At 63.8% G+C, this 26,032-nt stretch carries 25 protein-coding genes; 18 read left to right on the forward strand and 7 right to left on the reverse strand.

The features are described from left to right. Nucleotides 1–102: 102 nt before the first annotated feature. Genes BGP00_RS03910 through BGP00_RS03940 form a run of 7 tightly spaced genes read left to right on the forward strand, consistent with a single transcriptional unit; the run spans nucleotide 103 to nucleotide 8,382 of the window. Nucleotides 103–1,683, forward strand: a complete 1,581-nt coding sequence (locus BGP00_RS03910) for a methyl-accepting chemotaxis protein (RefSeq protein WP_292922254.1) — start codon at nucleotides 103–105, stop codon at nucleotides 1,681–1,683. 32 nt (nucleotides 1,684–1,715) lie between these two features. Then, nucleotides 1,716–2,144: a chemotaxis protein CheW gene (locus BGP00_RS03915; RefSeq protein ID WP_292922252.1), complete on the forward strand. Its 429-nt coding sequence runs from the start codon at nucleotides 1,716–1,718 to the stop codon at nucleotides 2,142–2,144. Further along, a complete protein-coding gene (locus tag BGP00_RS03920) occupies nucleotides 2,141–3,409 on the forward strand; it encodes a protein-glutamate O-methyltransferase CheR (RefSeq protein ID WP_168601332.1) in 1,269 nt (422 codons plus the stop codon). Before BGP00_RS03915 ends, BGP00_RS03920 begins: the two co-directional genes overlap by 4 nt. After that, entirely contained in the window at nucleotides 3,409–4,065 is a 657-nt protein-coding gene (locus tag BGP00_RS03925; protein WP_292922250.1) for a chemotaxis protein CheW, read from the forward strand. Before BGP00_RS03920 ends, BGP00_RS03925 begins: the two co-directional genes overlap by 1 nt. Next, nucleotides 4,062–6,329: a hybrid sensor histidine kinase/response regulator gene (locus BGP00_RS03930; protein WP_292922248.1), complete on the forward strand. Its 2,268-nt coding sequence runs from the start codon at nucleotides 4,062–4,064 to the stop codon at nucleotides 6,327–6,329. The genes BGP00_RS03925 and BGP00_RS03930 overlap by 4 nt, the downstream gene beginning before the upstream one ends. Continuing rightward, nucleotides 6,326–7,351: a chemotaxis response regulator protein-glutamate methylesterase gene (locus tag BGP00_RS03935; protein ID WP_292922246.1), complete on the forward strand. Its 1,026-nt coding sequence runs from the start codon at nucleotides 6,326–6,328 to the stop codon at nucleotides 7,349–7,351. The genes BGP00_RS03930 and BGP00_RS03935 overlap by 4 nt, the downstream gene beginning before the upstream one ends. Continuing rightward, nucleotides 7,348–8,382 carry a diguanylate cyclase gene (locus BGP00_RS03940; RefSeq protein ID WP_168601328.1) on the forward strand — a complete coding sequence of 345 codons (1,035 nt, stop codon included), beginning with the start codon at nucleotides 7,348–7,350 and terminating at the stop codon, nucleotides 8,380–8,382. Before BGP00_RS03935 ends, BGP00_RS03940 begins: the two co-directional genes overlap by 4 nt. Nucleotides 8,383–8,391: 9 nt before the next feature. Here BGP00_RS03940 and BGP00_RS03945 read toward each other — a convergent pair whose 3' ends face one another. Continuing rightward, nucleotides 8,392–9,432, reverse strand: a complete 1,041-nt coding sequence (locus tag BGP00_RS03945; RefSeq protein WP_292922243.1) for a nitronate monooxygenase — start codon at nucleotides 9,430–9,432, stop codon at nucleotides 8,392–8,394. A gap of 235 nt (nucleotides 9,433–9,667) precedes the next feature. Between BGP00_RS03945 and BGP00_RS03950 the strand changes: the two genes are divergently transcribed. The 6 genes from BGP00_RS03950 to BGP00_RS03975 all read left to right on the forward strand — a co-directional run bounded on the left by BGP00_RS03950 (nucleotide 9,668) and on the right by BGP00_RS03975 (nucleotide 17,174). After that, nucleotides 9,668–11,896, forward strand: a complete 2,229-nt coding sequence (locus BGP00_RS03950; protein ID WP_292925710.1) for a TonB-dependent receptor — start codon at nucleotides 9,668–9,670, stop codon at nucleotides 11,894–11,896. Between the two features lie 92 nt (nucleotides 11,897–11,988). Continuing rightward, complete coding sequence (locus BGP00_RS03955) at nucleotides 11,989–12,963, forward strand: ABC transporter substrate-binding protein (protein ID WP_292922067.1); 975 nt, start codon at nucleotides 11,989–11,991, stop codon at nucleotides 12,961–12,963. After that, nucleotides 12,960–13,514, forward strand: a complete 555-nt coding sequence (locus BGP00_RS03960; protein ID WP_292922069.1) for an alpha/beta hydrolase — start codon at nucleotides 12,960–12,962, stop codon at nucleotides 13,512–13,514. Before BGP00_RS03955 ends, BGP00_RS03960 begins: the two co-directional genes overlap by 4 nt. 124 nt (nucleotides 13,515–13,638) lie before the next feature. Next, nucleotides 13,639–16,140, forward strand: coding sequence for a TonB-dependent receptor (locus tag BGP00_RS03965; RefSeq protein WP_292922071.1), 2,502 nt, complete (start codon nucleotides 13,639–13,641; stop codon nucleotides 16,138–16,140). 11 nt (nucleotides 16,141–16,151) lie between these two features. Further along, nucleotides 16,152–16,658 (forward strand): DUF6644 family protein, encoded by a 507-nt coding sequence (locus BGP00_RS03970; RefSeq protein WP_292922073.1) that lies wholly within the window; start codon nucleotides 16,152–16,154, stop codon nucleotides 16,656–16,658. A gap of 39 nt (nucleotides 16,659–16,697) precedes the next feature. After that, a complete protein-coding gene (locus BGP00_RS03975; protein WP_168601323.1) occupies nucleotides 16,698–17,174 on the forward strand; it encodes a hypothetical protein in 477 nt (158 codons plus the stop codon). Between the two features lie 92 nt (nucleotides 17,175–17,266). Here the strand turns inward: BGP00_RS03975 and BGP00_RS03980 are convergent, their stop codons facing one another. Genes BGP00_RS03980 through BGP00_RS03995 form a run of 4 tightly spaced genes read right to left on the reverse strand, consistent with a single transcriptional unit; the run spans nucleotide 17,267 to nucleotide 19,748 of the window. Then, on the reverse strand, nucleotides 17,267–17,671 hold the full coding sequence (locus BGP00_RS03980; RefSeq protein WP_168601322.1) for a DUF6152 family protein: 405 nt from the start codon (nucleotides 17,669–17,671) through the stop codon (nucleotides 17,267–17,269). A gap of 12 nt (nucleotides 17,672–17,683) precedes the next feature. Continuing rightward, nucleotides 17,684–18,490 (reverse strand): hypothetical protein, encoded by an 807-nt coding sequence (locus BGP00_RS03985; RefSeq protein WP_168601321.1) that lies wholly within the window; start codon nucleotides 18,488–18,490, stop codon nucleotides 17,684–17,686. Beyond that, nucleotides 18,487–18,915, reverse strand: coding sequence for a DUF6152 family protein (locus BGP00_RS03990; RefSeq protein ID WP_292922077.1), 429 nt, complete (start codon nucleotides 18,913–18,915; stop codon nucleotides 18,487–18,489). The genes BGP00_RS03985 and BGP00_RS03990 overlap by 4 nt, the downstream gene beginning before the upstream one ends. Next, nucleotides 18,912–19,748, reverse strand: a complete 837-nt coding sequence (locus tag BGP00_RS03995; protein ID WP_292925711.1) for a hypothetical protein — start codon at nucleotides 19,746–19,748, stop codon at nucleotides 18,912–18,914. Before BGP00_RS03995 ends, BGP00_RS03990 begins: the two co-directional genes overlap by 4 nt. Before the next feature lie 176 nt (nucleotides 19,749–19,924). Between BGP00_RS03995 and BGP00_RS04000 the strand changes: the two genes are divergently transcribed. Then, on the forward strand, nucleotides 19,925–20,656 hold the full coding sequence (locus tag BGP00_RS04000) for a c-type cytochrome (protein WP_292922083.1): 732 nt from the start codon (nucleotides 19,925–19,927) through the stop codon (nucleotides 20,654–20,656). A 36-nt stretch (nucleotides 20,657–20,692) separates the two neighbouring features. On the opposite strand, the gene BGP00_RS04005 is transcribed toward BGP00_RS04000, so the two are convergent. Further along, on the reverse strand, nucleotides 20,693–21,370 hold the full coding sequence (locus BGP00_RS04005; RefSeq protein WP_292922085.1) for a peroxiredoxin-like family protein: 678 nt from the start codon (nucleotides 21,368–21,370) through the stop codon (nucleotides 20,693–20,695). Nucleotides 21,371–21,478: 108 nt separating this feature from the next. After that, nucleotides 21,479–22,312 carry a LysR substrate-binding domain-containing protein gene (locus BGP00_RS04010; RefSeq protein WP_292922087.1) on the reverse strand — a complete coding sequence of 278 codons (834 nt, stop codon included), beginning with the start codon at nucleotides 22,310–22,312 and terminating at the stop codon, nucleotides 21,479–21,481. A 283-nt stretch (nucleotides 22,313–22,595) separates the two neighbouring features. Here BGP00_RS04010 and BGP00_RS04015 point away from each other — a divergent pair, with 283 nt between their 5' ends. The 4 genes from BGP00_RS04015 to BGP00_RS04030 are packed head-to-tail and all read left to right on the forward strand — an operon-like array spanning nucleotide 22,596 to nucleotide 26,031. After that, on the forward strand, nucleotides 22,596–23,387 hold the full coding sequence (locus tag BGP00_RS04015; protein ID WP_292922089.1) for an ABC transporter permease: 792 nt from the start codon (nucleotides 22,596–22,598) through the stop codon (nucleotides 23,385–23,387). A 3-nt stretch (nucleotides 23,388–23,390) separates the two neighbouring features. Beyond that, nucleotides 23,391–24,191 carry an ABC transporter ATP-binding protein gene (locus BGP00_RS04020; protein ID WP_292922091.1) on the forward strand — a complete coding sequence of 267 codons (801 nt, stop codon included), beginning with the start codon at nucleotides 23,391–23,393 and terminating at the stop codon, nucleotides 24,189–24,191. After that, nucleotides 24,188–24,808, forward strand: coding sequence for a cysteine dioxygenase (locus BGP00_RS04025; protein WP_168601313.1), 621 nt, complete (start codon nucleotides 24,188–24,190; stop codon nucleotides 24,806–24,808). The genes BGP00_RS04020 and BGP00_RS04025 overlap by 4 nt, the downstream gene beginning before the upstream one ends. Beyond that, the gene (locus BGP00_RS04030) at nucleotides 24,805–26,031 is read left to right on the forward strand and encodes a rhodanese-like domain-containing protein (RefSeq protein ID WP_292922094.1); all 1,227 of its coding nucleotides are present in this window, start codon (nucleotides 24,805–24,807) and stop codon (nucleotides 26,029–26,031) included. Before BGP00_RS04025 ends, BGP00_RS04030 begins: the two co-directional genes overlap by 4 nt. Nucleotide 26,032 lies beyond the last annotated feature (1 nt).

Consider the following 26,032-nt stretch of genomic DNA (forward strand, 5'->3'; position numbering starts at 1 on the left):
CAAAACCCGGAAGATTTCCGGGCCGCAAGATGAAGGCAGGCATCCGAAGTCAGTCATTTGCATCAGGCGCCGGGTCCGCGCTTGCGCTTCGAGAGGGTGATCATGGTCAAGTTTAATATTCGCACCCTGATATTGGCCGGTTTTGCGGGGATTTTGACAACGATCCTGCTGGTTGGCCTCTATGCCCATTCGCGTCTGGCGATGACCGAGGAGCATGCCGTTGCGCTGAACAATGATGCTGTGGCCGGGCTTTACCAGAGCGCTCTGCTCAAGGATGCGCTGGTGGCCGATTTCCTCAAGGCGCGCGAGGCTGTCGGCCAAAGCAAGGGCGCCAACCGTGCGGGCAGCCCGCCATCGTCGGTCGAACCGATGATCGCGGCCTATGAGCCGACGATTTTTACGGAAACCGACCGCGAGGCTTTTGCCCACTTCAAGCGCGACTATGCCGCCTATCGCAGCGCCGAGCAGGACGCTTATTCCGGCAAGGGTCAGGCCGATGTCCTGCTCTCTCGCTATAAGGCCGCCTATGACGATACCGGCGCGCTGGTGCAGGGCAACCAGAAGCGCGCGGTGGAACGGATCGGCGAGATCGGCGGACAGATCGTGTCCTTGCAGAATTCGATGACGGTCGGCTTCCTGATCGCGCTGACTGTGGCCCTGTTGGCCGGTTACCTGCTGCTTTCGGCGATCATTCCCCCGCTCAAGCGTCTGACCGGCCTGATGGACACGATGCGTCAGGGCGATTTTACCCAGCGTATGCCGATCATGCGCGACGATGAACTGGGCGATCTGAGCGACGGCTTCAACCGCATGGCTGATGAGGTGATGGAGCTGGTCGGACAGGTGCAGCGTTCGGGCATCCGCGTCAGCACCTCGATGACCGAAATCGCCGCCACATCGAAACAGCAGCAGGCCACCGCCGCCGAAGTCGCTGCCACCACCACCCAGATCGGCGCCACCTCGCGCGAGATTGCCGTCACGTCCAAGGAACTGGTGCGCACCATGACCGATGTGGCCGCCGTTTCCGAGGCCGCCGCCGCGCTGGCCTCGGGCGGGCGCAGCGGGCTGGCCGAGATGGAAGACACGATGGCGCAGGTGATGGAAGCGGCCAATTCGATCAATGCCAAGCTGGCGGTGCTGAACGAAAAAGCGGGCGATATCAATCAGGTGGTGACCACCATCACCAAGGTGGCCGATCAGACCAACCTGCTCTCTCTCAATGCCGCGATCGAGGCGGAAAAGGCGGGTGAATATGGGCGCGGCTTTGCCGTCGTCTCCTCGGAAATCCGCCGTCTGGCCGATCAGACGGCCGTGGCCACCTATGACATCGAACAGATGGTGAAGGATATCCAGTCGGCCGTTTCGGCCAGCGTGATGGGCATGGACAAATTCTCCGAGGAAGTGCGCCGGGGTCAGCATGATGTTCATGCGATCGGCGACAAATTCTCCGAAATCATCATGCAGGTTCAGGCTTTGGCCCCGCGTTTTGAAAGCGTGAACGAAGGGATGCAGACCCAGGCCACAGGCGCCGAACAGATCAGCGAGGCGCTGGTGCAACTGAGCGAAGCGACCCAGCAGACCGTGGAATCCCTGCGCCAGTCGACCTCGGCCATCGAAGAACTCAACCATGTCTCGACCAATCTGCACGGCAGCATCGCCCGTTTCAAGCTGACGGCGGCATGACGAGGGGCGCGTAACGACAGGATTTGCCGCTCATGCTTTTTCTTCATTTCCGCATTGGTGAAGGCAGTTATGCGCTGGCGGCCGAGCGGATTGTCGAGATCGTGCCGCTGGCGCCCTTGCGCACGATCCGTCAGGGGCCGGACACGGCCGACCTGCCCACGGATCAGAGTTTTGAATATCGAGGACAATTTGTGCCGGTGATCGACCTGTGCCTGCTCGATCTTGGCCGTCCGGCGCGGCGGCGGTTGTCCACGCGGATCATCATCGTGCGCCATCCGGGGGTGCCTGACGCGCTGCTCGGCATGATCGCGGAACATGCCACCGCTATGCTGCGGCTGGAACCGGAGGATTTCGCCCCCTTTGCCAAAGGGCCTGACGGGCTGATCCAGCGGGTCGATCTGCCCGATCTGTTGCCGCCGGCGATGCTGGATGGAACCTTGCGCATTGAGGCCCATCCATGACCGACACCCGCTTTGCCGATCTGCTCGAACGGGTGATGGGTCTGAGTGCGGCCTCCATCGGGCCGGGCGCGATTGAGCGCGCGGTCGATGCGCGCCGCCGCGAAACAGGCCTGCGCGACGGCGATGCCTATTGGGGGCTGTTGCAGGCCTCCTCCGCCGAGGTGCAGCAACTGGTCGAGGCGGTGGTCGTTCCTGAGACGTGGTTTTTCCGCAATCCTCAGGCTTTTCGCGCGATGGAGCGCGATGTTCTTGGCCCCCGCCTGCGCGCCGATCCCCAGCGCTGCGCGCGCCTGCTCAGCCTGCCCTGCTCGACCGGCGAGGAAGCCTATACGATGGCGATGGCGCTGATGGAGAGCGGGATCGAGCCGCACCGTTTCAGCATTGAAGCGGTCGATATCAGCCAACATGCCATCGATACGGCGCGCGCCGGATGCTATGGCCGCAATTCCTTCCGCGGCCACGAACTCGCCTTCCGCGACCGCTATTTCGATGCGGCCCCCCATGGCTGGACCCTGCGCGAGGAGGTCCGCGCCCCGGTCCGCTTCAGCCAGGGCAATATCTTTGCCCCCGGCTTTATGGCGCAGGCGGGCGGATTTGATGTTATCTTCTGTCGCAACATGCTGATTTATTTTGATATCCCTCGCCAAAAGCAGGCGATTGCCGTGCTCCGCCGGTTGCTTGCCCCCGATGGCACCCTGTTTGTCGGCCATTCCGAGGCGGGGTTGATGCGCGCGGAGGGTTTTGTATCGGCGGGCATGGCGATGTCCTTTGCCTTTCGCCGAGCGCCTGAGGTTGAGCCCGTCTGCGCGCCCATCGCGGCGACCGTGGCGACGCCCACGCGAGCGTCATTGCGTCCCGCTGCGACCAAACGGCCAGTGCCTTTGCACGTGATCGAAAAGGTCCGCGCCCCGCGCCCCGAACTCACGCGGAGCCAAAGCACACATCGCCCCGCCGAAACGCTCGATCTGGCCGCGCTGCGCCGGATGGCCGACGATGGCCGGGTTGAGGAAGCCGAGCGCGGCGCGCAGGCCCATATCCGCGCGAATGGTGCCTCGCCCGATGCCTTGCTGCTGCTGGGCCTGATCAGCGATGCGGCGGGACAGGGCAAGGCGGCGGCCCATTACTACCGCAAGGTGCTCTATCTCGATCCGGGCAATGTCGAGGCGCTGGGCCATCTTGCGCTCCTGCTGCGCCGCGAGGGCGACCATGCCGGGGCCAGATTGATCGATGAGCGCATGCGCCGTCAGGATGGACGGAGGAACTGATGGAGCAGCCTTCTTCCGCCGCCCGGCCCGATATTGACGCCTGCTGGAAAAAGATAGGGATTCAGGGGGATAAGTCCTGCCCCGAATTGCCGCGCCATTCCCATTGCCGGAACTGCCCCCGCTTTTCGCAGGCGGCGGCGATGCTGCTCGACCGCGATCTGCCGGTGGATCACGATGCCTCGCCGGTGGCAAAGGCGGATGAGGAAGCCCGCCATGGCGCCGGGGAATCCCTGATGGTTTTTCGGCTGGGCGCGGAATGGTTCGCCCTGCCCACGCTGGTGCTGGACGAGATCCTGCGCCTGCGCCCTGTCCATACGCTGCCGCATCGAGGGCATCCGGGCCTGCTGGGGCTGGTCAATGTGCGCGGCGAACTGGTGATCTGCGTTTCCATTGCGCAGTTGCTGATCGGGCCGATGGCTGTGGGCGGCCATGGGCGGCTGGTGGTGGTGCGCCATGAGGGTCGCCGTCTGGCCTTTCCCGTTGATGAGGTGCAGCATCTGCGCAACCATGACACGCGCCGGTTGCGCCCCGTGCCGATCACGCTGGCCCGCTCCGCCTCGGCCTATACGCGCGGCCTGCTGGGTTGGCAGGGGATGCAGGTGGGGCGGCTGGATGAGGATCTGGTCTTTGCCGCGATGGAGCGCTTTCTGGCATGAAGCATGTGGATCCTTCATCGCTCTCGCTGCGCGATCTGTTCCGGATCGAGGCCGAGGAGCAGACCAAGGCCCTGACCGACGCCCTGCTGGCGCTGGAAAAGGACCCGGCTCAGGGCGACATGCTGGAATGCTGCATGCGGGCGGCCCATTCGCTGAAGGGCGCGGCGCGGATTGTGGGTGTTCATCCGGCGGTGACGGTGGCCCATGCGATGGAGGATATTTTCGTTCTGGCGCAGGGGGGGCAGCTGCGTCTGGCTCCGGCCCAGATCGACCTGCTGCTCAGCGGCGTGGACCTGCTCTCGGCGCTGGCCGGGCAGGGGGAGGGCGAGAATTTCGACGAGGATATCTGGCAGGCCGATGCAGAGCGCTTTGCCGCCGCACTGACCGCCGCGCCCGTGGCGAGCGAGCCGGAACCTGCGCCACCGCCGGTGATTGTGGCCGCCGTGCCTGAAATTCCGTCCGAAATACAGCCTGCGCCCGCGTCTGAAAGGCTCCTGCCCGAAAAGCCGGGCGAGGGGGACCGCGCCCTGCGGGTCAGCGCGGAAAATCTCAACCGCCTGCTCGACATGGCCGGGGAATCGCTGGTCGAAACCCGGCGTCTGGCCCCGCTCGAACAATCGCTTTTGCGGCTCAAGCGGATGCATCATCAGGCGGCGGCGGCCATCGACGCCTTGCAGGCGGCGCTGCCTGCCGATCTGCTGGATGAGCGGACAGCTTCGGCGCTGGAAGAAGCGCGGCGGCGGCTGTTTGATTGTCGGCGGCAACTGGCGGGCGGGCTCGACGAACTCGAAGCCTCGAACCACCGCACGACCAATCTGGCCCATCGTCTGTATAATCAGGCGCTTATGGTGCGGATGCGGCCCTTTGCCGATGGGATGGGGGGCTTTCCCCGCATGGTGCGCGATATTGCGCGCGAATTGGGCAAACAGGTCCGCTTTGAAATTCTGGGCGAGCGCACGCAGGTTGACCGCGACATTCTGGAAAAGCTGGACGCGCCGCTGGGCCATTTGCTGCGCAATGCGCTGGACCATGGCATGGAAAGCCCCGAGGAGCGCCGCGCGGCGGGCAAGCCTGCCGAAGGGTTCATTCGCGTCGAGGCCAGCCATCAGGCGGGCGCCTTGCGGATCATCGTTTCCGACGATGGCCGCGGCATCGACCTGTCCGCCATCCGCCGCACGATCATCGCGCGCGGATTGGCCGCGCCCGATACGGCGGCGCGGTTGAGCGAAGCCGAATTGCTCGAATTCCTGTTCCTGCCCGGCTTTACGATGAAAAGCGACGTTACCGAGATTTCGGGGCGCGGCGTGGGGCTCGACATCGTTCAGGACATGATCCGCCAGGTGCGCGGGCGGGTGCGGATCATCTCGCGCCATGGCGAGGGCACGCGGTTCCGGCTGGAATTGCCGCTGACACTCTCGGTGGTGCGCGCCTTGCTGGTCGATATCGGCGGCGAGCCTTATGCCTTTCCCTTTGCCCATATTGCGGGCGCGATGAAAGTGCCCGCCGATCAGGTCCGCACGGTCGAGGGGCGCCAGCATATCCTGATCGAGGGCAATGCGGTGGGGCTGGTGGGCGCGCATCAGGTGCTGGGCTGCGCCCCGCCCGATGGCGCGCCCGAGGAGCTTTGCGTGGTCCTGCTGGGGGCGGGCGACCATATGTTCGCGCTGGTGGTCGATGGCTTTACCGGCGGGCGCGAGCTGGTGGTGCAACCGCTCGATCCGCGTCTGGGCAAGATCAAGGATATCAGCGCCGCCTCGCTGACCGAGGATGGCGCGCCGCTGCTGATTGTCGATGTCGAGGATATGCTGCGCTCGCTGGAAAAGCTGGCGGCGACGGACCGCCTGGCCCCGGTCGGGCGCGAAATCGGGGTTGAGACCGGGGCGAGGCGCAAGCGGGTGCTGGTGGTGGACGATTCCTTCACCGTGCGCGAATTGCAGCGTAAATTGCTCGATCATCACGGTTATGATGTCGAAGTCGCGGTTGACGGCATGGATGGCTGGAACGCGCTGCGCCATGGCGGCTTCGATCTGGTGGTCAGCGATATTGACATGCCGCGCATGGACGGCATCGAACTGGTGCGCCGCATCCGCCATGATCCCGCGCTCAAGGCCATGCCGGTGATGATCCTGTCCTATAAGGACCGCGAGGAGGACCGCCGGCGCGGGCTGGAAGTGGGGGCAGATTATTACCTCACCAAAGGTAGTTTCCAGAATGACGCCCTGATTGATGCCGTGATAGACCTGATCGGGGAGAGCGCGGCATGAGAATTGGTATCGTCAATGACTTACCGCTGGCGGTGGAGGCGCTGCGCCGGGTTTTGGCGCAGGCACCCCAGCATCAGGTGGCATGGACCGCCGCCGATGGCGTCGAGGCGGTGGAGATGGCGCTGCGCGACCGGCCCGACATTATCCTGATGGATCTGGTGATGCCGCGCATGAACGGGGTGGAGGCCACACGCCGCATCATGGCCGAGGCGCCCTGCGCCATACTGGTGGTGACATCGGATATTGAAAGCAATGCCGCGCAGGTCTTTGCCGCGATGGGCAAGGGCGCGCTCGATGCGGTCGATACGCCCCTGCTGCATGGCGCGCCGATGGCGGGCAAACATCCGCTGCTGACCAAGATCGACGCGGTGGGCCGCTTGATCGAGGCGGGCAGCAGCGCGCCCGCTCCCAAAGGCATCGAACGCGGCGCCACCAGCCAGTTGATCGCCATTGGCGCCTCGGCGGGCGGCCCTGCGGCATTGGCGGCGATCCTCAAGGAACTGCCTGCCGGATTTCCCGCCGGGATCGTCATTGTCCAGCATGTCGATGCCCGTTTCGCCCAGGGGCTGGCGCAATGGCTGAACGATCAATCCGCGCTCTCGGTGCGTCTGGCGCAGGAGGGCGACCGGGTGCGCCCCGGCGAGGTGCTGGTGGCCGGAACAGACGATCATCTGGTGTTCAAGTCACCGGAAAGACTTGGTTATTCCAGCGAGCCTTCCGATCACACCTATCGCCCCTCCATCGATGTTTTCTTTCGCAGCGCGGGTCAGTTCTGGCCGGGCGCGCTCACCGGCCTGTTGCTCACCGGCATGGGGGCCGACGGGGCACGTGGATTGAAGGAATTGCGCGACAAAGGTCATTTAACCATTGCGCAGGATAAGGCTTCCAGCGCGGTGTATGGTATGCCAAAGGCCGCGCTCCAGCTTGACGCGGCGCGCGAAGTGCTCCCCCTCGAACAGATTGCGCGTCGGTTGACCGAGCTTCCCGGCCTGCGGCTTTCGACGAAAGGATTGTCAGAATGAACCCCCAGGTCTCGGTCGATCCCGATATCGACGAAACCGAACCGCCGTTGCCCAGCCAGTCGATCATGGTTTTGCTGGTCGATGACCAGATCATGGTGGGCGAGGCGGTGCGCCGCGCGCTGCTGGATGAGGTGGGGATCGAGTTTCACTATTGTTCGAACCCGCTCGATGCTCTGGCGATTGCCCGCGCGGTTCAGCCCACGGTGATCCTGCAGGATCTGGTGATGCCCTCGGTCAACGGGCTGGATCTGGTGCGCCAGTATCGCGCCGATCCGCATACGCGCAACACCCCGATCATCGTGTTGTCCACCAAGGAAGAAGCCAGCGTCAAGAGTGATGCCTTTCGCGCGGGGGCCAATGACTATCTGGTCAAATTGCCCGACCGGATCGAGCTGATCGCGCGCATCCGCTATCATTCGGCGGCCTATCTCTCGCAGATTCAGCGCGATGAGGCCTATCGCGCGCTGCGCAAGAGCCAGCAGGAGCTGATGCAGGCCAATTTCGCGCTGCAAAGGTTAACCAATGTCGACGGGCTGACGGGGCTGAGCAACCGGCGCTATTTCGACGAATATTTCGAGACCGAATGGCGCCAGGCCGCGCGTGATCGCCAGCCTTTGTCGCTGCTCATCATCGACATCGACCATTTCAAGCAATTCAACGACACCTATGGCCATCTGGCCGGGGATGAAGTGCTGCGCAAGGTGGCGCAGGCGGTGCAGGCCGCGTTTCGGCGGCCCAAGGATCTCGTGGTCCGGCTGGGCGGCGAGGAATTTGTCGTCGTGCTGCCCGCCACGCCGCTGGGTCATCTGACCATGCTGGCCCAGCGCGCGGTGGAGGCGGTCGAGGCGCTCGATCTGGCCCATTCCTCCTCGCCGGTGTCGGGCCGGGTGACGATCAGCGTAGGCGGCGCAGGCTGCCAGCCCGACCGCGAGGACCGTCGCCTCGCCCTGATGGAGGCGGCGGACAAGGCGCTCTACGAGGCCAAACGCTCCGGCCGCAACCGGGCGGTGATTGATCGCGGCCAGAGCTAGGCGTTACTCTTAGGTCGCCATTTCTCTGCGGATCGCCTCGACCAATTCGCCCGCCGGCATGGCGCGGGCCAGCGGCGCGCCTTGCCCCGCCCATTGCGCGCCAAACCCATACTCGCCCTTCTGCCTGGCCGCCGCATTCAGCGCCTTGCCCGCATCATAGGCGATGGGGTAGGCGGCCGGACGCGCATTGCAATCCAGCGTTGAAAAGCGGTTGGCCAGACAACGCGCCGGGCGCCCCGAAATGGCCGAGGTAAAGCGCGTGTGATGGGCCGCATCGCTCATCAATGCGGCGCGATAGGCGGCATCCGCGCTGGATTCGGGGCAGGCGATGAAGGCTGTGCCCAATTGCGCCGCTGCCGCCCCCAGATCGAGCGCGGCGCGCACCCCCGCGCCATCCATGATGCCCCCCGCCGCGATCACCGGCAGGCGGGTTTGCCGCACCAGCAGCCGGGTGAGGGCAAAAGTGCCCAGCCCATCATCGGGCGCATCGGGATCGAACATGCCGCGATGGCCGCCCGCTTCGATCCCCTGCGCGATGATGACATCGATCCCGGCGCGTTCGATGATCGCCGCCTCGGCAGGATTGGTCGCGCTGGCCATCAGCAGACATCCCGCCTCGCGCAGCGCCCTCAGCACATTGGGCGCGGGCAGGCCGAAATGAAAGCTGACCACCGGGGGCCGCTCGGCCAGCAGCATGGCGAGCATATCGGGATCGTCGGCAAAGCTGCGATAGATGATGCGCAAACGCTGCGGCACCGGCGCGTCAAATTTGGCAAACAGCGGGGCCAGCGTGTCGAGCCATTCCGCTTCACGCGCCGGATCGGGCTTGGGCGTCTCATGGACAAAGAGGTTGACGTTGAACGCCGCCCCGGTCTGCGCCCGCAAGGCATGGATCATCGCGCGTGCGCCCGCTGCATCGGTGGCCCCCACGCCAATCGAGCCCAGCGCCCCGGCATTGCACACCGCCGCGGCCATGTCCGGCGTGGAAACGCCCGCCATGGGCGCCTGAACAAGCGGGATCGAAAGGCCAAGGCGGGTGAGCAGGTCCATGGCGTGATTATGACCCCGTGGGCGGCGGGGGTAAAGGGGCCGTTGAGAGGGATAAATAGAAATAACAAATAAAATCATATTTTGATTAATCGACCGGCTTTAGCAATCCTCGTTAATGTAAATTATGGGTCTGGGTTACCCGCCATCATACGAAATACTGAAATTTTTCGGAGTTGATATGGCGTTTCCTCGATTGACTTCCCATGCTTTGCTGCCTCTTGGCGGGATTATCGCCATGGCTCTTGCCTATCCTGCCCTTGCCGCTGAAACGCCCGCCAATGCTGATGGCGGTGGGGTGGGCGATATTGTCGTGACTGCGCAAAAACGCGCAGAACCTTTGCAGCGCACGCCGATTGCCGTAACCGCGATCGGCGGCGATGCCATCGAGCAGTTGAAGATTTCAACCTTCCGCGACTTGTCTGGCGGGCGCGTGCCGGGCCTTTTGGCGCCCAAGCGCTCGACTGCGCAGACCACGCAGCAATATTCGATCCGCGGCATTGGTGAGATCGACACTTATCCTGAACCCGCCGTGGCGGTCTATATCGACGATGTCTATCTGGCGCGCACGGTCGGCTCGCTTTACGATACGCCCGATCTGGAACGGGTCGAGGTGCTGCGCGGGCCGCAGGGCACGCTCTATGGCCGCAATTCCAGCGCGGGCGCGATCCGCTTCATCACCAAAGACCCCACCGCCAAGCCCTCGGCCAGCTTCAGCGCCACGCTGGGCTCGTTTCGCAATGTTGATCTGAAGGCGCGGATCAATGGCGCGATCCTTGATGATGACAAGCTCAACGGCGCGCTGACCGTGATCCGCCATACGCGCCGGGGGTGGCAGCATTCGGTGCCGCTCAACCGCGATGTCAATGACACGGATCTCACCGTGCTGCGCGGCAAATTGCAAAGCAAGCTGGCGCCGGGGCTGACGATCACGCTGGCGGGCGATGCGATGTTCGACCGCGCGACGCAATCCTATTACACCCCGGTCAACCAGCCCGACGGCATCCCGAACACCGGCAATCCCACCAACCCGGACCTGACATGGTCCTCCACGCTGCCCTATAACCGCACTACCTCCTATGGCGGGTCGGGCACGGTGCAATGGGAGATCAACCGGCAGTTCACGATCAAATCGGTGACCGCCTATCGCGGGCTGCACGGGCCGATCTATTACGACAATGACGGCGTGACCGCGATCAAGGGCGACAGTCTGGCCCAATTCTGGCAGCATCAGTTCACGCAGGAATTGAACCTGAACGGCGAATTCGACCACTGGAATTTCGTCGCGGGCCTCTATTATTTCTCGGAAGGTTTTCACAACCATCGCCTCAGCCAGTCGGCAGGCGCGCCGGTTGATAATGTCGGCACCGTCACTCACACCAACAACTGGCTGAGCACCACCGCATGGGCCTTGTTCGGACAGGCCAACATCCACCTGACCGACCGATTGACCGCGACAGTTGGCGGACGCTGGACCACCGAATTGCGCAAATTTCGCAATATCGGCCAGACCGGCCGCAGTTGGGGCCTGCATGACCCGCAGGAGTGGAATTACGATCCCGATGCCTTCTTCGTAAAATATCCCACCGGAACCAGTGCCTCATCCTCGCTCACCTCCTTTGACGTGACGGCGGCCCCCAAGCGTTTCAGCCGTTTCACCCCCAAGCTGGGGCTGCAATATGATTGGAACAAGGCGATTTTTCAGTATGTCTCATGGTCGCAGGGGTTCAAGAGCGGGGGTTATGACCTGCGCTCGGTGACGGCCATCGGCTCGGACACGCCCTATCTGCCCCAGATCACCACGACCTATGAAACGGGCCTGAAAACCCGGTTGTTTGGCGGCAAGGCGACCTTCAATCTGGCCGCCTATTACAATGACATTGCCGATTTCCAGGTCCGCGCCACTAGCACGGCGGCGCTGGGCGTGGTTACCAACCAGCTTATCAACGCGGGCAAGGCGGCCAGTTGGGGCGGCGAGGCGGAATTGACCCTCGCCCCCACCGACAATCTGACCATCACCGGCAGTGCGGCCTATCTGAAAACCAAATACCGCACCTTTACCGCCACCCTGCCCGCCAATGTCGCGGGGCGGAGCACACTGGTCGGACTGGATTTTCCCTATGCGCCGCGCTGGCAATTCGGGGCCTCGGTCAATTACCGTGTGCCCGTCGATCTGCCCGGTGCGCTGCGGATCGGGGGCGATGTGCAATATGAGAGCAGCCGTTATGCCGATCTCTATAACACGGCGCAATTGCAGGTCCGTTCGCAGACCTATGTGAACGGCACGATCAACTTTGCCGCAGATAAGGGCAATTGGAGCATCGGGGCCAGTGTACGCAATCTGTTCGATCTGCGTCGCGCGCAATTCGGCGGCTATTCGCCAACCAATGCCGGACAATATCCTTATTACTATCTGGCCTATAACGAACCGCGCACCTTCAACATCACCTTGAGCAAGAATTTCTGAAGCCAGCCCGCTCTGGCTTGAGAAATCCCCGTTGGACGCCGCCTTGTTTGCGCGGCTTCCTCTGCACCCCAAATCCAATGGAGTCCGTCACGATGAGCAGGAAACAACCCGCCCTCTGGTTGCTGGCGCTTTTGCTGCTGATCGGCGGCGGCTGGTGGTGGGGGCAGCATCGGGCGGGCGGCGCGCGGAACGCCACGCTGATCGTGGGGGATCAGCCTGGCGGTGTTCAGGCCCTGCTCAAGGCGGCGGGAGAGCTGGATAATGTGCCCTACCGGATCGAATGGGCGCTGTTTCCCGCCGCCGCACCCTTGCTGGAGGCGCTCAATTCGGGCGCGGTGGATCTGGGTGGCATCGGGGGGCAGCCTTTCGCCTTTGCCTATGCCTCGGGGGCTAGGATCAAGGTGGTCTATGCCGGGCGCTCGATCACCGCACATAGTTCACAGGCCTCGGCCATCGTGGTTCCGGCCCAATCGCCGCTGCGCCGGGTCGAGGATCTGAAGGGCCGCCGTCTGGCCACGATCCGGGGTTCGGCCGGACATGATCTGGCACTGCAATTGCTGGAAGGCCATGGGTTGAGCGCGCGCGATGTCCAATGGGTTTTCCTCAACAATGCCGAGGCCAAGGCGGCGCTGGCCCATGGATCGGTGGATGCATGGGCCACATGGGGGGCCTATACCGGCTATGCCTTGCTGAAAGATCATCAGCGCGCACTGGCCGATGGATCGCAATTGGCCGCCGGGGCCGGTTTCTTTGCCGCCACCGACAAGGCCATTGCCGACAAGCACACCCAGATCGAGGATTTCACCTGGCGTCTGGCCCGCGCGCGGCGCTGGCTGGCGGGGCATCAGGATCAATATGCCGCCGTGCTGGCCAAGGAAACGGGGCTGCCGGGCGATGTGGCGAAATTCTCGATCGGCGATCTTATCACCGCGCCCGTGCCGGTGGATGATCGGTTGAAGGCGGAGCAACTGGCCATCCTTGGGCGTTACCAGCGCGCCGGGATCATCAAGACCTTGCCCGATCTGAACGGGGCCTTTGACAGTTCCTTCCCTGTGTATGGCCAATGAGCGAACCACGGCTCCTGCTGCTGCGCGGCGATGATGATCGCTTTGCGCGGCGCTGGCTGCGCGACTGGCAATGGCGTTATCCTCGGGCGCAGGCCGTCGAATTGGGCCTGTGGCATAGGCCCCATCGCAACACTTGGATCAACCGGCTCAACCACGCGCTGAACGGCGGGCAAGGGCCTGCGGTGGTGGTGGCCGAGGGGCTGGCCTGCGTTGCGCTGGCATGGTGGGCGGCCTATGAGCCGGAGGCCGCGGGCGCGGTGGTGAGGGGCGCCTTGCTGATCGACCCCCCCGATATTGAGCAGCCCGAAAACGACCGCCGCCTTTTGTCCCTCATGCCGGTGCCGCGCGGGCCTTTGCCCTTTGCCGCGATCTTGCTGGCCACCCGCGCGCGTGATGAACAGGAATTGCGCACACTCTGGCTGTTGGCGCGTGATTGGCGGTGTTATTTCGACACGGTGGGCGGGCCTGATGTGCTGCGCGCCCCCTCGGCCAGCCCGGTGCAATCGCTGGGCCAGCATTTCCTGACGCGGTTTTTGCACGACGATGGTTGAGTGTTACCAATAAGTAGATTGAGAAATCTAAATATCTGATTTCATCAATGAAAATTCCAAATCCTTGTTAAACACGGCGGCGCCCGACCGCTATCGCTGCCCTCGATAATCATTGGGGGTTCCTATGTGTACTATTTCATGGCTGCCGACTTTGCTGGCCGGCGCTTCTCTGGCCCTTCCGCTGGCCGCCCATGCCGAGGAGGCCGATGATGCTCCTGAGGGCGCGCCGATCATCGTGACCGGCACCCGCAGCGCCCCGCGCCGCACCGTGGCCGACAGCCCGGTTCCCATCGACGTGATCGGCCCGCAGGAATTGAAGGCCACCGGCCGCACGGGCCTGAAAGAAATTCTGGGCAATCTTATCCCCTCGCTGACCATGCCTGCGCTGGGTGGGGGCGGCACCTCGGCCAGCGTGCGCCCGATCTCGATCCGGGGCCTGTCGGGCGATTATCTGCTGGTGCTGGTCAACGGCAAACGCCGCCACACGACGTCACTGATCAACAATCTCTCGCGCGTGTCGGGCGGATCGACCCCGGTGGACATCGACCTCATCTCCACCGCAGGCGTGGGCCGGATCGAGGTTTTGCGCGATGGCGCGGCGGCGCAATATGGCTCGGACGCGATTTCGGGCGTGATCAACATCATCCTCGACGGAGGCAAACAGGGCGGCGAATTCACCCAGACCGCCGGGCAGCTTTATGAAAAGGGCGGCGCGCTGTTGCAGCAAACCCTTTCATGGGGCGCGGCTTTGGGCGATGGCGGCTTTGTCCACCTCTCCGCCGAGGGTAAATATCATGATGCGGCCAAAAGCTCGGCCCTGCCGGTTCCCACCATCTATCCGCTGGTCAATGGCGCGCCCGATCCGCGTGAGGCCGGCGCCAACCATCTGATCGCGGGCGGTTATGGCCGGTCGAACCGCGACAAGATCATCAACACCTCGCTCAACGCCGAACTGCCGCTGGGCGGAGTGACGGCCTATACGTTCTCGACCCTTTCCTATCGCGATATCAAGGATGCGCGCGGTTCGATCTTTCCCGCCGCCACCGGCTATGGCGGACAGGCCAACACGCTGGGCCTTTCCTCGCTGCCGCAGGTCTATCCTTCGGGTTTTCAGGCCTATCGCCGGATCTGGGAATGGGATTATCAGGCGACGCTGGGCCTGAAGGGCGAGTTGGCCGGATGGGCGGCGGATCTTTCGACCAGCTATGGCACCGACAATGTCCGGCTGGGCGCGGAAAACACGCTTAACCCCTCACTGGGGCCGAGCAGCAAGACCAGCTTCTTCATGGGCCGCCAGAAGCAGACGTTGTGGGTCAGCAATCTCGACCTCAGCCGCGATTTCGCCGTCGGTCTGGCCGCGCCGCTCTCGGTGGCTCTCGGTGTCGAACAACGCTGGGAAAGGTTTCAGAATCAGGCGGGCGAACCGGATTCCTATCGCGACGGCGGCTATATCATCCCGGCCGACAGCACGCCTTTCGGCACGCTTTATGGCGGCCGTTCGCCCTCGCCGGGGCTGGTGTCCTTTACCGGCACCTCGCCCGCCGATGCGCGCAGCATCAGCCGGGGCAATGTCGCGGCCTATGTCGATCTGTCCACCAATGTGGTCAAGGCGTGGTATGTCGGCGTTGCGGGCCGGTTTGAACATTACACTGACAGCGCCGGCGACACAGTTTCGGGCAAATTCTCCACCCGCTATGAAATCGCGCCGGGCCTTGCGCTGCGCGGCGGGGTGAATTCCGGCTTCCGCGCGCCATCGCTGGCCCAGACCGCCTTTTCGACCACGCAGAACACGGTGACGGTCAATGGCAATGACCGCCTGTCCACCACCTCGAAATTCCTGCCGGTGGACAGCGCGGCGGCAATTGCCCTAGGCGCAACGCCTCTGCGGCCGGAAAAGTCGCTGAACTTTACTGCGGGCCTGACCTTTGAACGGGGCAGGGCGCGACTGACTGTCGATGCTTATCAGATTGATGTCGACAATCGCATCGTCAAAACCGAATTCCTCGGCACGGCGGCCAATGGCGGCAGCGCGATCAAGGCGATCCTGGTCGCCAATGGCATCACTGGGGTGGACAGCGCGCAATTCTTCACCAATGCCATCGACACACGCACGCGCGGCGTTGATGTGGTGGGCGAATATAATTGGCGCACCGCGGCCATCGGCAATTTCCGTCTGAGCGCAGCCTATAGTTATAACGAGACGCAGATCCGCCGCATTGCCGCCAATCCGGCCGCGCTCTCGGGTCTGTCGGTCACGCTGTTCGGGCGTCAGGCCCAGCGCGACCTGTTGGTCGCCACCCCGCGCAGCAAGGTTGTGCTGACCGGCGACTGGAGCTGGGGTCGCCTGCATAGTCTGCTGCGCGCGACGCGTTATGGCCAATATACCGAAAGCAGCAATGTCGCCTCGGGCGACCGCACTTTCGGCGCCAAGGTCATCACCGATCTGGAGGCGGGTTATGACCTCTCGCGCCGCGTCTCGCTGGCGGTAGGCGCCAACAATCTCTTCGATGTTTACCCGGACAAGAACGGCATCGTCGCCTCGGATGGTTCGGGCCTTTACGGCAATTTCGCGCCCTTCGGCCTGAGCGGCGGTTTTTATTACGCCCGCCTCGGCGTCAAATTCTAAAAGGATCCGGCATGTCCCTTCTCGTCGATTTCGCCGCATGGCTGGGCACGACCTCGCTCTCGGCGCTGGTCATCGGCCATGACTGGCTGGTTCCGGCCATTCAGGTGGTGCATATTCTGGCCGTGGCGGGGGTGCTGATCGCCTCGCTGCATATCCATCTGCGCGCGCTGAACCTGCTGGAGCGCGATGTGGCGCAGGAGCAGGTGACGGCGCGTTTCCTGCCGATTCTGTGGGGAGCGCTGGGCGTGCTGGCGTTTACCGGTCTGCTGTTGATTGCCAGCGAGCCGACCCGCGCGATGTTCCGCACCATCTTCTGGGTCAAGCTGGCGCTGGCCACGGCGACCTCGATTGGCACATGGGCGCAGGGGCCGCTGGCGCTGCGGTTCAACACGGGCGGCGTGGCGGTTTCTCCTGCGCAAAGAGTGCTGGCGGTGGCCACGCTGCTGGTCTGGCTGGGCGTGATCTATGCGGGGCGCTGGATCGCCTATGCCGATGCCTGGGCGGGGGCGCCTGCCTGATTTGGCGCCTGAGCCATCTGTTTTTGAAAGGTTATCCCAATGTCTCTTCAATCTGTGGCCCTGTGGCTTTCGGAAACCCCGCTGGCGCTGGAACTGGCGGATTCAAACTGGTTGTTCGGCACGGTCGAGGCGCTGCATGTCGCGGCGCTGACGCTGGTGATCGGCTCGATCGCGCTGGTCGATCTGCGGCTGATCGGGGTTGGCCCGGCGCGCGGGACGGCGCAGGAGGTGCTTGAACGGCTGGTGCCTTTCACGCTGGTCGGCTTTGCCTTGGCGCTGGCCAGCGGCAGCGTGCTGCTTTTCGCCAATCCGATTGGCTATTCGGAAAACTTCTGGTTCGCGGCCAAGTTCAGCCTGCTGGCGCTGGCCGGGATCAATGCGCTGGTGTTCCATCTGTTCGCCCAGAGCAAACTGGCCGAGCCGGGTTCGGTGATCCCGCGTATTTCGGGCGCGATCTCGCTTTCCCTGTGGCTGGGCATTGTGATTGCCGGGCGCTGGATCGGCTATACGCTGTGACGAAAAAAGGGGCGGATGCCGGTGCGGCATCCGCCCCAAGCGGGACGCTGCGCGGGAAAGAGAAGAACCGCGCCGCGTGAGGGATTACATATTCAGCCGCCCGGCTTCTCGATCTCGACCAGCCGCGCCTGCAAAACCTGCCCGGTCGACAAGATCGTCGCCTTGCGAAAACCCCCGCCCAGCGCGCCATCGCGCAGCGGGTTGACCTCGACATCCACCTTGTCGCCCACTTTGAGCGATTGGCGGCTCCAGCCCAGCCGGGTCAGATTGCCGGGACTGGTCAGCTCCACCGCCCAGACGCCATGCTTGATCGGCCCGTCCTGCACATCGACAAACAGCGAGACATGCGGGTTGACCCAGCGATAGGCGCTGATCGTGCCGCGCAGATTGACCACTTTGGTCTGGTCGAACATGGCAAAGCTGTGATGCGCCAGCGAAGGGGCCGATAGGGCCAGCGCGGCGGCCAGCGCGCCTGTGGACATGATCTTTTTCAACATCACCATTGCTCCTTATTTCGCGGGGGCCACCACATTGCCATCGGCCGATTGCGCCACCGGGCGCCATGCCGGGTTGCCCCATGGGTCGGTCGTTTCCTCAAAATCGCCCTGACGGCACACGCCCTCGACGATTTCATAGCTGCGCGCACGCTTGCGGGTGAACAGGCGCCGGGTCTGCCATGGCCGCGTCAAAACGGCGGGCGCGCTGATGGTCAGATCGACCGCCAGCGTGTCCGGCCCGATCAGGTGGAATTTCTGCTCGACATGCGCGCCCTCGCCAATCGCGATGCCCACCGCTTCGGAGACAGCCAGCCATGTCTGGGGCAGGATCGCGGTGGTGGAGACCGCCAGCGTATCCCCCTGCCAGACGCCGATATTATATCCGTGGAAACTGGGGTCGGGATCGGCCGGGGGTTTGCGCCCGTCGGTCCAGATCCGCACCAGCCGGTTGCCGTCGCTCTCGCCCAGAATGGTCACGCGGCCCGGCGTGGAGAGGATCTCGATGGAATTATGGGTGATGAGGTAAAAACTCGGTACGCCATGGGGCAGGCAATCGAGCAGCAGTCCGCGCGGGCGGCCCGCCTTTTCCTCGGCGTCCCAATGGTCGATCTGCTTTTGCACCTCGGGCTTCCACGGCGGCGGATTGGAGGCCACCTGCGCGAATTGATCCGAGATCACGGGGAACCATGATCCGCTCCAGTCCGGGCGATGGGCCAGCTCCAGCCAGTCCTTGGCCGTGGGGGCGGGCGTGATCGGATCATCGGCCAAAGCGGGGGCGGCCAGCGTCATCGCCAGCGCAAACAGCGATGCGCGGATCATTTGGGCGGCTGCTGCGATGCGCCGGGGATGTTGAGCGCTTCAAGCACCTGTCCCGTGGCGGCAATGGTCAGTTTTTTGAACTGGCCCGCGCGGCGGCCGTCGCGGATCGGGTTGATCGAAACGATCACCTTGTCCCCCGGCTTCACCACATTGCGGCTCCAGCCCATCTTGGCCAGATTGGCCGGGCTGGTGGGCAATTCCAGCGACCACAGTCCCGGAGCATAAGTGCCCACCTGCCCGGCCTGAACCCAGAGCACGGCATGGGGCGCGGTCCATTGGAATGACTGGATCGTGGCCTCGAATTGCAGCGGCTTGGCAGGGTCGAACATCGAGAAGCTGTGATGCGCGATCGCGGGGGTCAATCCGGCGCCCAGCGCAAGACCAAGCGCGACGATGCTGCCAAGAAGGCGGCGAGGATTCATCATTTCTTCTCCTTGGCGGGCGCTGCGTTCAAGGCGGCCTGATCGGGCGGCAGGGTGGCCCCGCCTTCGTCCTTGGGCAGCGGGGCAAAGATGGCGAGGCCGTCCTTGTCGGTGCTTTCGATAAAATCGCCCTGGCGGCATGAGCTTTCGACCAGATCGAACTGGCGCTCGCGGTGGCGGGTCAGCAGGCGGGTGGCATGCCATGGCGCGGCCAGCACATGGGGCGCATCGACCACCAGATCGACCCGCGCCGTATCAGACCCGGTCAGCGTGATGCGCTCGACCACATGCATGTCGCCATTGTTGGGTATGCCCACGCCTTGCCCGGTGGAAATGAACACTTGGCGCAGAAAACCCACCGTGTCGATCACCAGCGTCTGCCCCTCCCAATGGCCGATCGAATGGCCCGAAAAGGTCGGGTCCGGATCGGCGGGATGGGGGCGGCCGTCGGTCCACACCCGGCGCAGGCGGTTGCCGTCCAGCTCGCCCAGAATGGTGATGCGGCCCGGCGTTTGCAGAAATTCGACCGAATTGAGCGTCTGGGTCCAGCTTGAGGGCAGGCCCTCGGGCAGGCAGTTGACCCAGATGTTCTGCGGCTTGCCCTCGGCGTCGAGCTGTTTGAGCCGGGCATAGATGGGGGCGATTTCGGGGCGCCATTGCGGTTCGGTGCTGTTGCCTGGCGCATATTTGTCCAGCGGCCCCGGCGTCCACACGCCCGACAGATCGGGCTGGTCGGCAATGGCGGCCAGGGATGCGCGGGTTGGGGCCGGGTTGACCGGTTCGGGCGGCGCGGCGGCGGTCAAGGTCGCGGACAGCAGCGAGGCTAGGAGGAGCATGGGCGAGTAAACTCTATCGGGATAATTGAGATTATGGGTTTAGCGATCCCGCGCCCAAGGTGAATTCAGATTTTCATCAAAGCTAATGAGGAAAACTTGGTGGACGCGCCAGGTCTGCGCCCTAGCCTTCGGGGCCAATCCCCCAACCATCCGCCCAAGCCATGAAAGAACTTGCGATGAAGCACCATGCCCGATCCCTGCTTGCTTTTGTCGGCCTTGCTTCTCTGGCCGCCTGCGGCGTGGATCGGCCCAGCGGCGCGCTGGAGGCGGCCTCGGCCAATGCGATCTGGGATGATCCCGCCCTGCGCGCCGAGGCGGTCCGGCTGGCCCCGCCGCTGTTTGCCCGGCATTGCGCGTCCTGCCATGGCGCGGACCTGAAAGGGACGCCCGGCGCGCATGTGCCCGATTTGACCGATGATCGATGGCTGTTTGGCGGCGAGGACATTGACACGTTCAATATGAAGGCGAGCGATGTCGAGCAGACCATCCTGCACGGCATCCGCGCGCCCGATCCCAAAACGCGCAACTGGCCCACGATGCCTGCACGCGGCGTGGGGCAAAGCCTTGAGCCGGATGAGATCGCCGCCGTTACCGAATATGTTCTGAAGCTCTCCGGTCAGCCCTTTGACGCCAAACAGATTCCGCTGGGCAAGGAGACGTTCGAGGTTGAGGGCGGGTGCTATGATTGCCACACGCTGCAGGGCTGGGGCGATCCGGCGACCGGGGCGGCGGATTTAACGCGGCCGCGCACATGGCTGTTCGGTCGGGATCGCGCCTCGGTGGCGCAGACCGTGCGCGAGGGGAGGGTCAATTCCTCGCCCGCCTTTGCGGGTAGGATCAGCGCGACGGATGCCAAGATCCTGTCAGCCTATGTGCTGTCGCGGGCCAAAACGCTGCATTACAATTGAAAAAGGGGCGCGACACAGGATCGCGCCCCTTTTGCATCAGGCCGCGTTGGCCGCCAAATCCCCGGATCGCGCTTCGGGCAGATGTTCGAGGATCGTTTGGCTCTCGGGGCGGTCCATCCAATCGGGGCTGACGATCAGGCGGCGCACCGTGGCGTCGCCATTCAGGATCAGCACGGCGGGTTGGTCGATTTCGTAACTGTTGGTGCCAAGCGTTGCGCCGATCCAGTTGTCGCCGGGCTTCACCGCAGGCTGATCGTCGGGCAGGAAGGTGATGCCCAGTGCGCGCCCCAGCGCATAATCAGGGTCTGCGGCCAGCGGGAAGTCGAGACCATGGCGGTTGATGATCGAACGATCCGCCGGGTTTTGCGCGCTGACCGCGACGAGGGGAATGCCCGCCGCCTTCAACGCGGGCCACAGGTGGCGGTTGTAATGGGGCAGGGCCAGATTGCAGGCCGGGCAGCCGGCAAAGCGGAAGAACACCAGCACCGCCGGACCATGGGCGATCAATTCATCGCGGGTGAGGGCCTTGCCATCCTGATCGATCAGCGTGAAGGGTGCGATCACCTGACCCGGCTGCGGATAGGCGGCGGGATCGAAACGCGCGACCAGCGAGCGGCGCTGCGAGGCGTTGCGCTCCAGTTGCTCGGGCGCCCAGGTGCGCTCGCGTTCGGCCTGAAGCTCGGCGTAAAGTTGGTGGAGGGTGGGATGGGCCATGCTGATCTGCCTCTCTTTGCGGGTTCGAGGAGGTCAGCGATAATCCCCCCGCGCCCCCGGCGGACAGTGAGAAGCGGGGCGCGAGGGTTTAAGATTTGTCATAAGCGCCTATAGCGCGACGACGATTTCCCGCGCCAGTTGCGCCAGACGCGCTGTGGCCGGATCGAGGCTGGCGGCGGTTTGCAGCACGCAGGAGACGCGGGGCAGGGGGGCCAAATGCTCGATCTGCAACGGCTCTTCGCTCAGGAACAGATGCGTGCGGCAGGTGATGCCAAGGCCCGCATCCACTGCCGCGCGCAAGGTGGTCAGGTTGGGCGTTTCGACCGTGATGCGATAAGGCACGCCCGCATCCTCCAGCGTGCGGATCGCCGCCTCGCGAAAGCGGCAGGGCGGTTCGAGCACGGCCAGCGGCAGCACATTCTGGCGCAGCAGATCGGCCTTGCCATACCATTCCATCGCGGCATAGGCGATGGCGTTAGGATCATTGGCGGCGGCAAAGCCCAGCACGATGTCAAGCTGGCGCCGCTCAAGCTGGGCCAGCAATTCGGCGGTGCCCGCGATGCGCGAATAGATCTGCGCATCGGGATGCAGTTCGGCAAATTGCGCGAGCAGGCCAGAGAGCAGCGTTTCGGCAAAATCCTGCACCATGCCGATGCGCGCGGGACCGGAAAAATGGCCCGCCGTGATGGCCGAAACCGCCTCGTCATGCAGGATCAGCACCTTGCGCGCATAATCGAGCATCAGTTCGCCTGCCTGCGTCAGGGAAAGGCGGCGGCCTTCGCGGTGGAACAGGTTTTGTTGCAGCAATTCCTCCAGCCGCTTGATCTGGAGCGAAAGTGCGCTTTGCGTGACGAACACCTTTTCCGAGGCGTTGAGCATCGAGCCCGTGTCCACAATGGCGACGAAGCTGCGCAGCAGATTTGTGGGCAAATTGACGGGCATGGGTGTCCTCGGAAGATGGTGGGCGGGCGGACCGCCGGGGGGAATGCGGGTGTTATGCATGAGGGCCTATTGTCAATCAAAATAGTAGAGATAAGCCATGCAAAAGCAAATCTATTCGCGCCGCAGATTGAATTTAAAATACTGAAAAAAAATAATTAAATATGACAGATCTGCGCTCGCCACGTCCCTTATGAGCCATGCTTATAGGTCGCGCTCATAACTCAATTGATCGAGTAGAGTTTTAGGGTTCTGGTGAAGCTCTCCCGCCACGACGAGCTTTATCATGCCCCGATCCACCCAGTTTCACCGGCGCCTAGCCTCTTTGTTTTCAGGCCATTGGGTGTCGCCCGTGGTCTTTCTCATTCTGTGGGAGGGCGGCTCGCGCCTTGGCCTGATTCCCAAGAGCACGCTGGCCGCGCCCTCTGGCGTGATCGGCACTCTGGTCGAGATGCTGACCACCGGGGAATTGCCGGATAATCTTTGGGTCTCGTTCCTGCGCGTGGCGGCGGGGCTGGTGATCGGCCTGTCGATCGGCATTGGGCTGGCGCTGGCCGCCGGGCTGTCGCGTCAGGGCGAGGCCGCCATCGACCCCATCATGCAGATCAAGCGCACCATCCCGACGCTGGCGCTCACACCTTTGTTCATCGTGTGGTTCGGCATTGGCGAGACGCCCAAGGTGGCGCTGATCGCCTTTGCCTCGATCTTTCCGGTCTATCTCAACCTCTATTCGGGCATTCGCGGTGTCGATGTCCGCCTGATCGAGGGCGCGCGCAGCTTTGGTCTCAGCCGCGCCGAAGTGATCTGGCATGTGATCCTGCCCGGCGCCTTGCCCTCGCTGCTGGTGGGGCTGCGCTATTCGCTTTCGGTGTCGATTCTGGTGCTGGTTGTCGCCGAACAGATCAATGCCTCGGCGGGCCTTGGCTATCTGGTCAACAATGCCCGCGACTTCATGCGCACCGACATCATCGTGGTCTGTCTGCTGGTCTATGCGGCGCTGGGTCTTGGCGCGGATGGGCTGGTGCGGCTGATCGAACGCCGGGCTCTGGCTTGGCGCTCCAATCTTGCGGAGGCTTAAATCATGCTGGCCGAAACCAATTTTACCGCCGCTTTCCCGGTGTCTGAGCCTGTCGTCCGCCTGCGCGATTTTCATCGCAGCTTTGGCGCCAACACGGTCATCGACGGGTTGAACCTGTCGATCGCCCCGGGCGAATTCGTCGCCCTGCTGGGCCGGTCGGGCGGAGGCAAGACGACCTTGCTGCGCACGCTGGCCGGGCTGGACAGCGTGGGCGGACAGGATGTGCTGATCCCGAGCAGCCGCGCCGTGGTGTTTCAGGATGCGCGCCTGCTGCCGTGGAAAAAGGTGTGGCGCAATGTCGCGCTGGGCCTGAAAGGGCCGGGGGTGCGCGAGCGCGCCGAGGCTGCTCTGAACGAGGTGGGCCTTGGGCACCGCATCGACGCCTGGCCCCTGACGCTTTCGGGCGGCGAGGCGCAGCGAGTCGCCCTGGCACGCGCGCTGGTGCGTGAGCCTAAACTCCTGCTTCTTGATGAGCCCTTTGCCGCGCTCGACGCGCTGACGCGGATCAAGATGCATGCGCTGGTGCTGGAATTGTGGCGGGTGCATCGCCCGGCGATCCTGATGGTCACGCATGACGTGGACGAGGCGGTCGCACTGGCCGACCGTATCCTCGTGCTGGACGCAGGCCGCATCGTGGCCGAGGAGCATATCACCGTCCAGCGCGGCGAACGCGGCGATGTGGGCCGCGTGCTGCGCCAGCGTCTGCTGGGCCATCTGGGCTGCGAAGTCACCTCCGAGCATGTCCTCTCGGCCGTCGATGTCGGCGCCAGCATCCTACCTTTCCCGCAAGGGGCATCGGTATGAGCGCGGCGGTTCTGGACCACCCGGTCAATACGTCAGCCAACATTGGTCGCTTGCGCGATTTCGTCACCGCACTGGCCGATCTGCTCGATCACACGTCGGATGAGGGCGAAATCCTCGACAGGGGCGGCGCACTGCTGAGCGATCTGGTGGCCTATGATGACTGGCTGCCTGATGCTTTCGCCGCGCCTTCGCCCGAGCGCTATCAGCAATATCTGCTCCATTGCGACAGTGCCGAGCGCTTTTCCGTCGTCTCCTTCGTCTGGGGGCCGGGACAGGGCACGCCGATCCACGATCACACGGTCTGGGGGCTTGTCGGTGTTTTGCGTGGGAAAGAGGAATCCCAAAATTTCCGCCGCCAGAGTGATGGCTCGCTGGCCCCGGAGGGGCCTCCGCATTCGTTAAATCCCGGCGAGGTGGAGGCCCTTAGCCCGGCCCATGGCGACATCCATCAGGTGCGCAATGTTCTGGCCGACGCGCCCTCGATTTCGATCCATGTTTACGGCGCCAATATCGGCGCGGTCCGCCGCTCGACCTTTGCGCAGGGTGGCGAGGCCAAATTGTTCATCTCGGGCTATGCCAATGCGCTGGTGCCCAATCTGTGGGACCGATCCAAATGAGTGTTACCGCCAAGGACATCCGCAAGGCCCTGATCACGCGTGAGGAAATCGCGCTGATCGACCTGCGCGAAGAGGCAGAGTTCGCGCTGGGCCACCCGCTGTTCGCTGCCCAAATCCCGCTGCGCCGGATCAATGCCGAGGCGCCATGGCGCATCCCGCGCAAGGACACGCGCATCGTCGTCTATGACAATGGCGAGGATCTGACCGAGGCCGCGCTGGTCCATCTGCGCGCGCTGGGCTTTACCCATGTTGAAAAGCTGGCGGGGGGCCTCTCGGGCTGGAAAAGCGCGGGCTATGAGCTGTTCGAGGATGTGAACAGCTACTCCAAGGCCTTTGGCGAACTGGTCGAGCACCGTCGCCACACGCCCTCGCTGCCCGCGCAGGATGTGCAGGCGCTGATCGAGGAAAAGGCCGATATTGCCATCCTCGACGCGCGCCGCTTCGATGAATATGCCACGATGAGCATTCCGGGCGGCATTTCCAGCCCCGGCGCCGAACTGGTGCTGCGTGCCCGCGCCGCCGCGCCCGATCCCGATACCACGATCATCGTCAATTGCGCGGGCCGCACGCGCAGCATCATCGGCGCGCAGTCGCTGGTGAATGCGGGCCTGCCCAACCGGATCTATGCTTTGCGCAATGGCACGATCGGCTGGACGCTGGCCGGGCAGGGGCTGGAAACGGGGCAACAGCGCCGCGCCGCCCTGCCCGATGCGCCGCTGGTGGAGGAAGCTCGCGAAAAGGCACGCGAGGTGGCCTATCGTGCAGGCGTCAAGCGGATCACGCCCGAGGAACTGGACCACTTGCGCGCCGATAACACCCGCACGCTTTACCAATATGACGTGCGCCTGCCCGAGGATTATGCCGCAGGCCATATCCCCGGCTTCCGCAATGCGCAGGGCGGGCAGTTGGTGCAGGAAACCGACCACTTCGCGCCCGTGCGCGGTGCGCGCATCGTGCTGGCCGACGACCTTGGCCCCCGCGCCGACATGACCGCCTCTTGGCTCGCCCAGTTGGGCTGGGAAGTTTACGTGCTGGAGGGCGGCGCGCACAGCGAAACCGGCCCGGACGCCGCCCCCGCCCCGCGCGGGGTGGAGGGCCGCTACAAGCGTCCCTATGAAGGCACAGACAACGCACAGGCCGCCATGCAGGCCTATCTCGATTGGGAATACGGCCTTGTCGCCCAATTGGAGCGCGACGGCACCCACGGCTTTTTCGTCATTTGAT

It is taken from the genome of Novosphingobium sp. 63-713 (genome assembly GCF_001898925.1).
Classification (GTDB): Bacteria; Pseudomonadota; Alphaproteobacteria; order Sphingomonadales; family Sphingomonadaceae; genus Novosphingobium.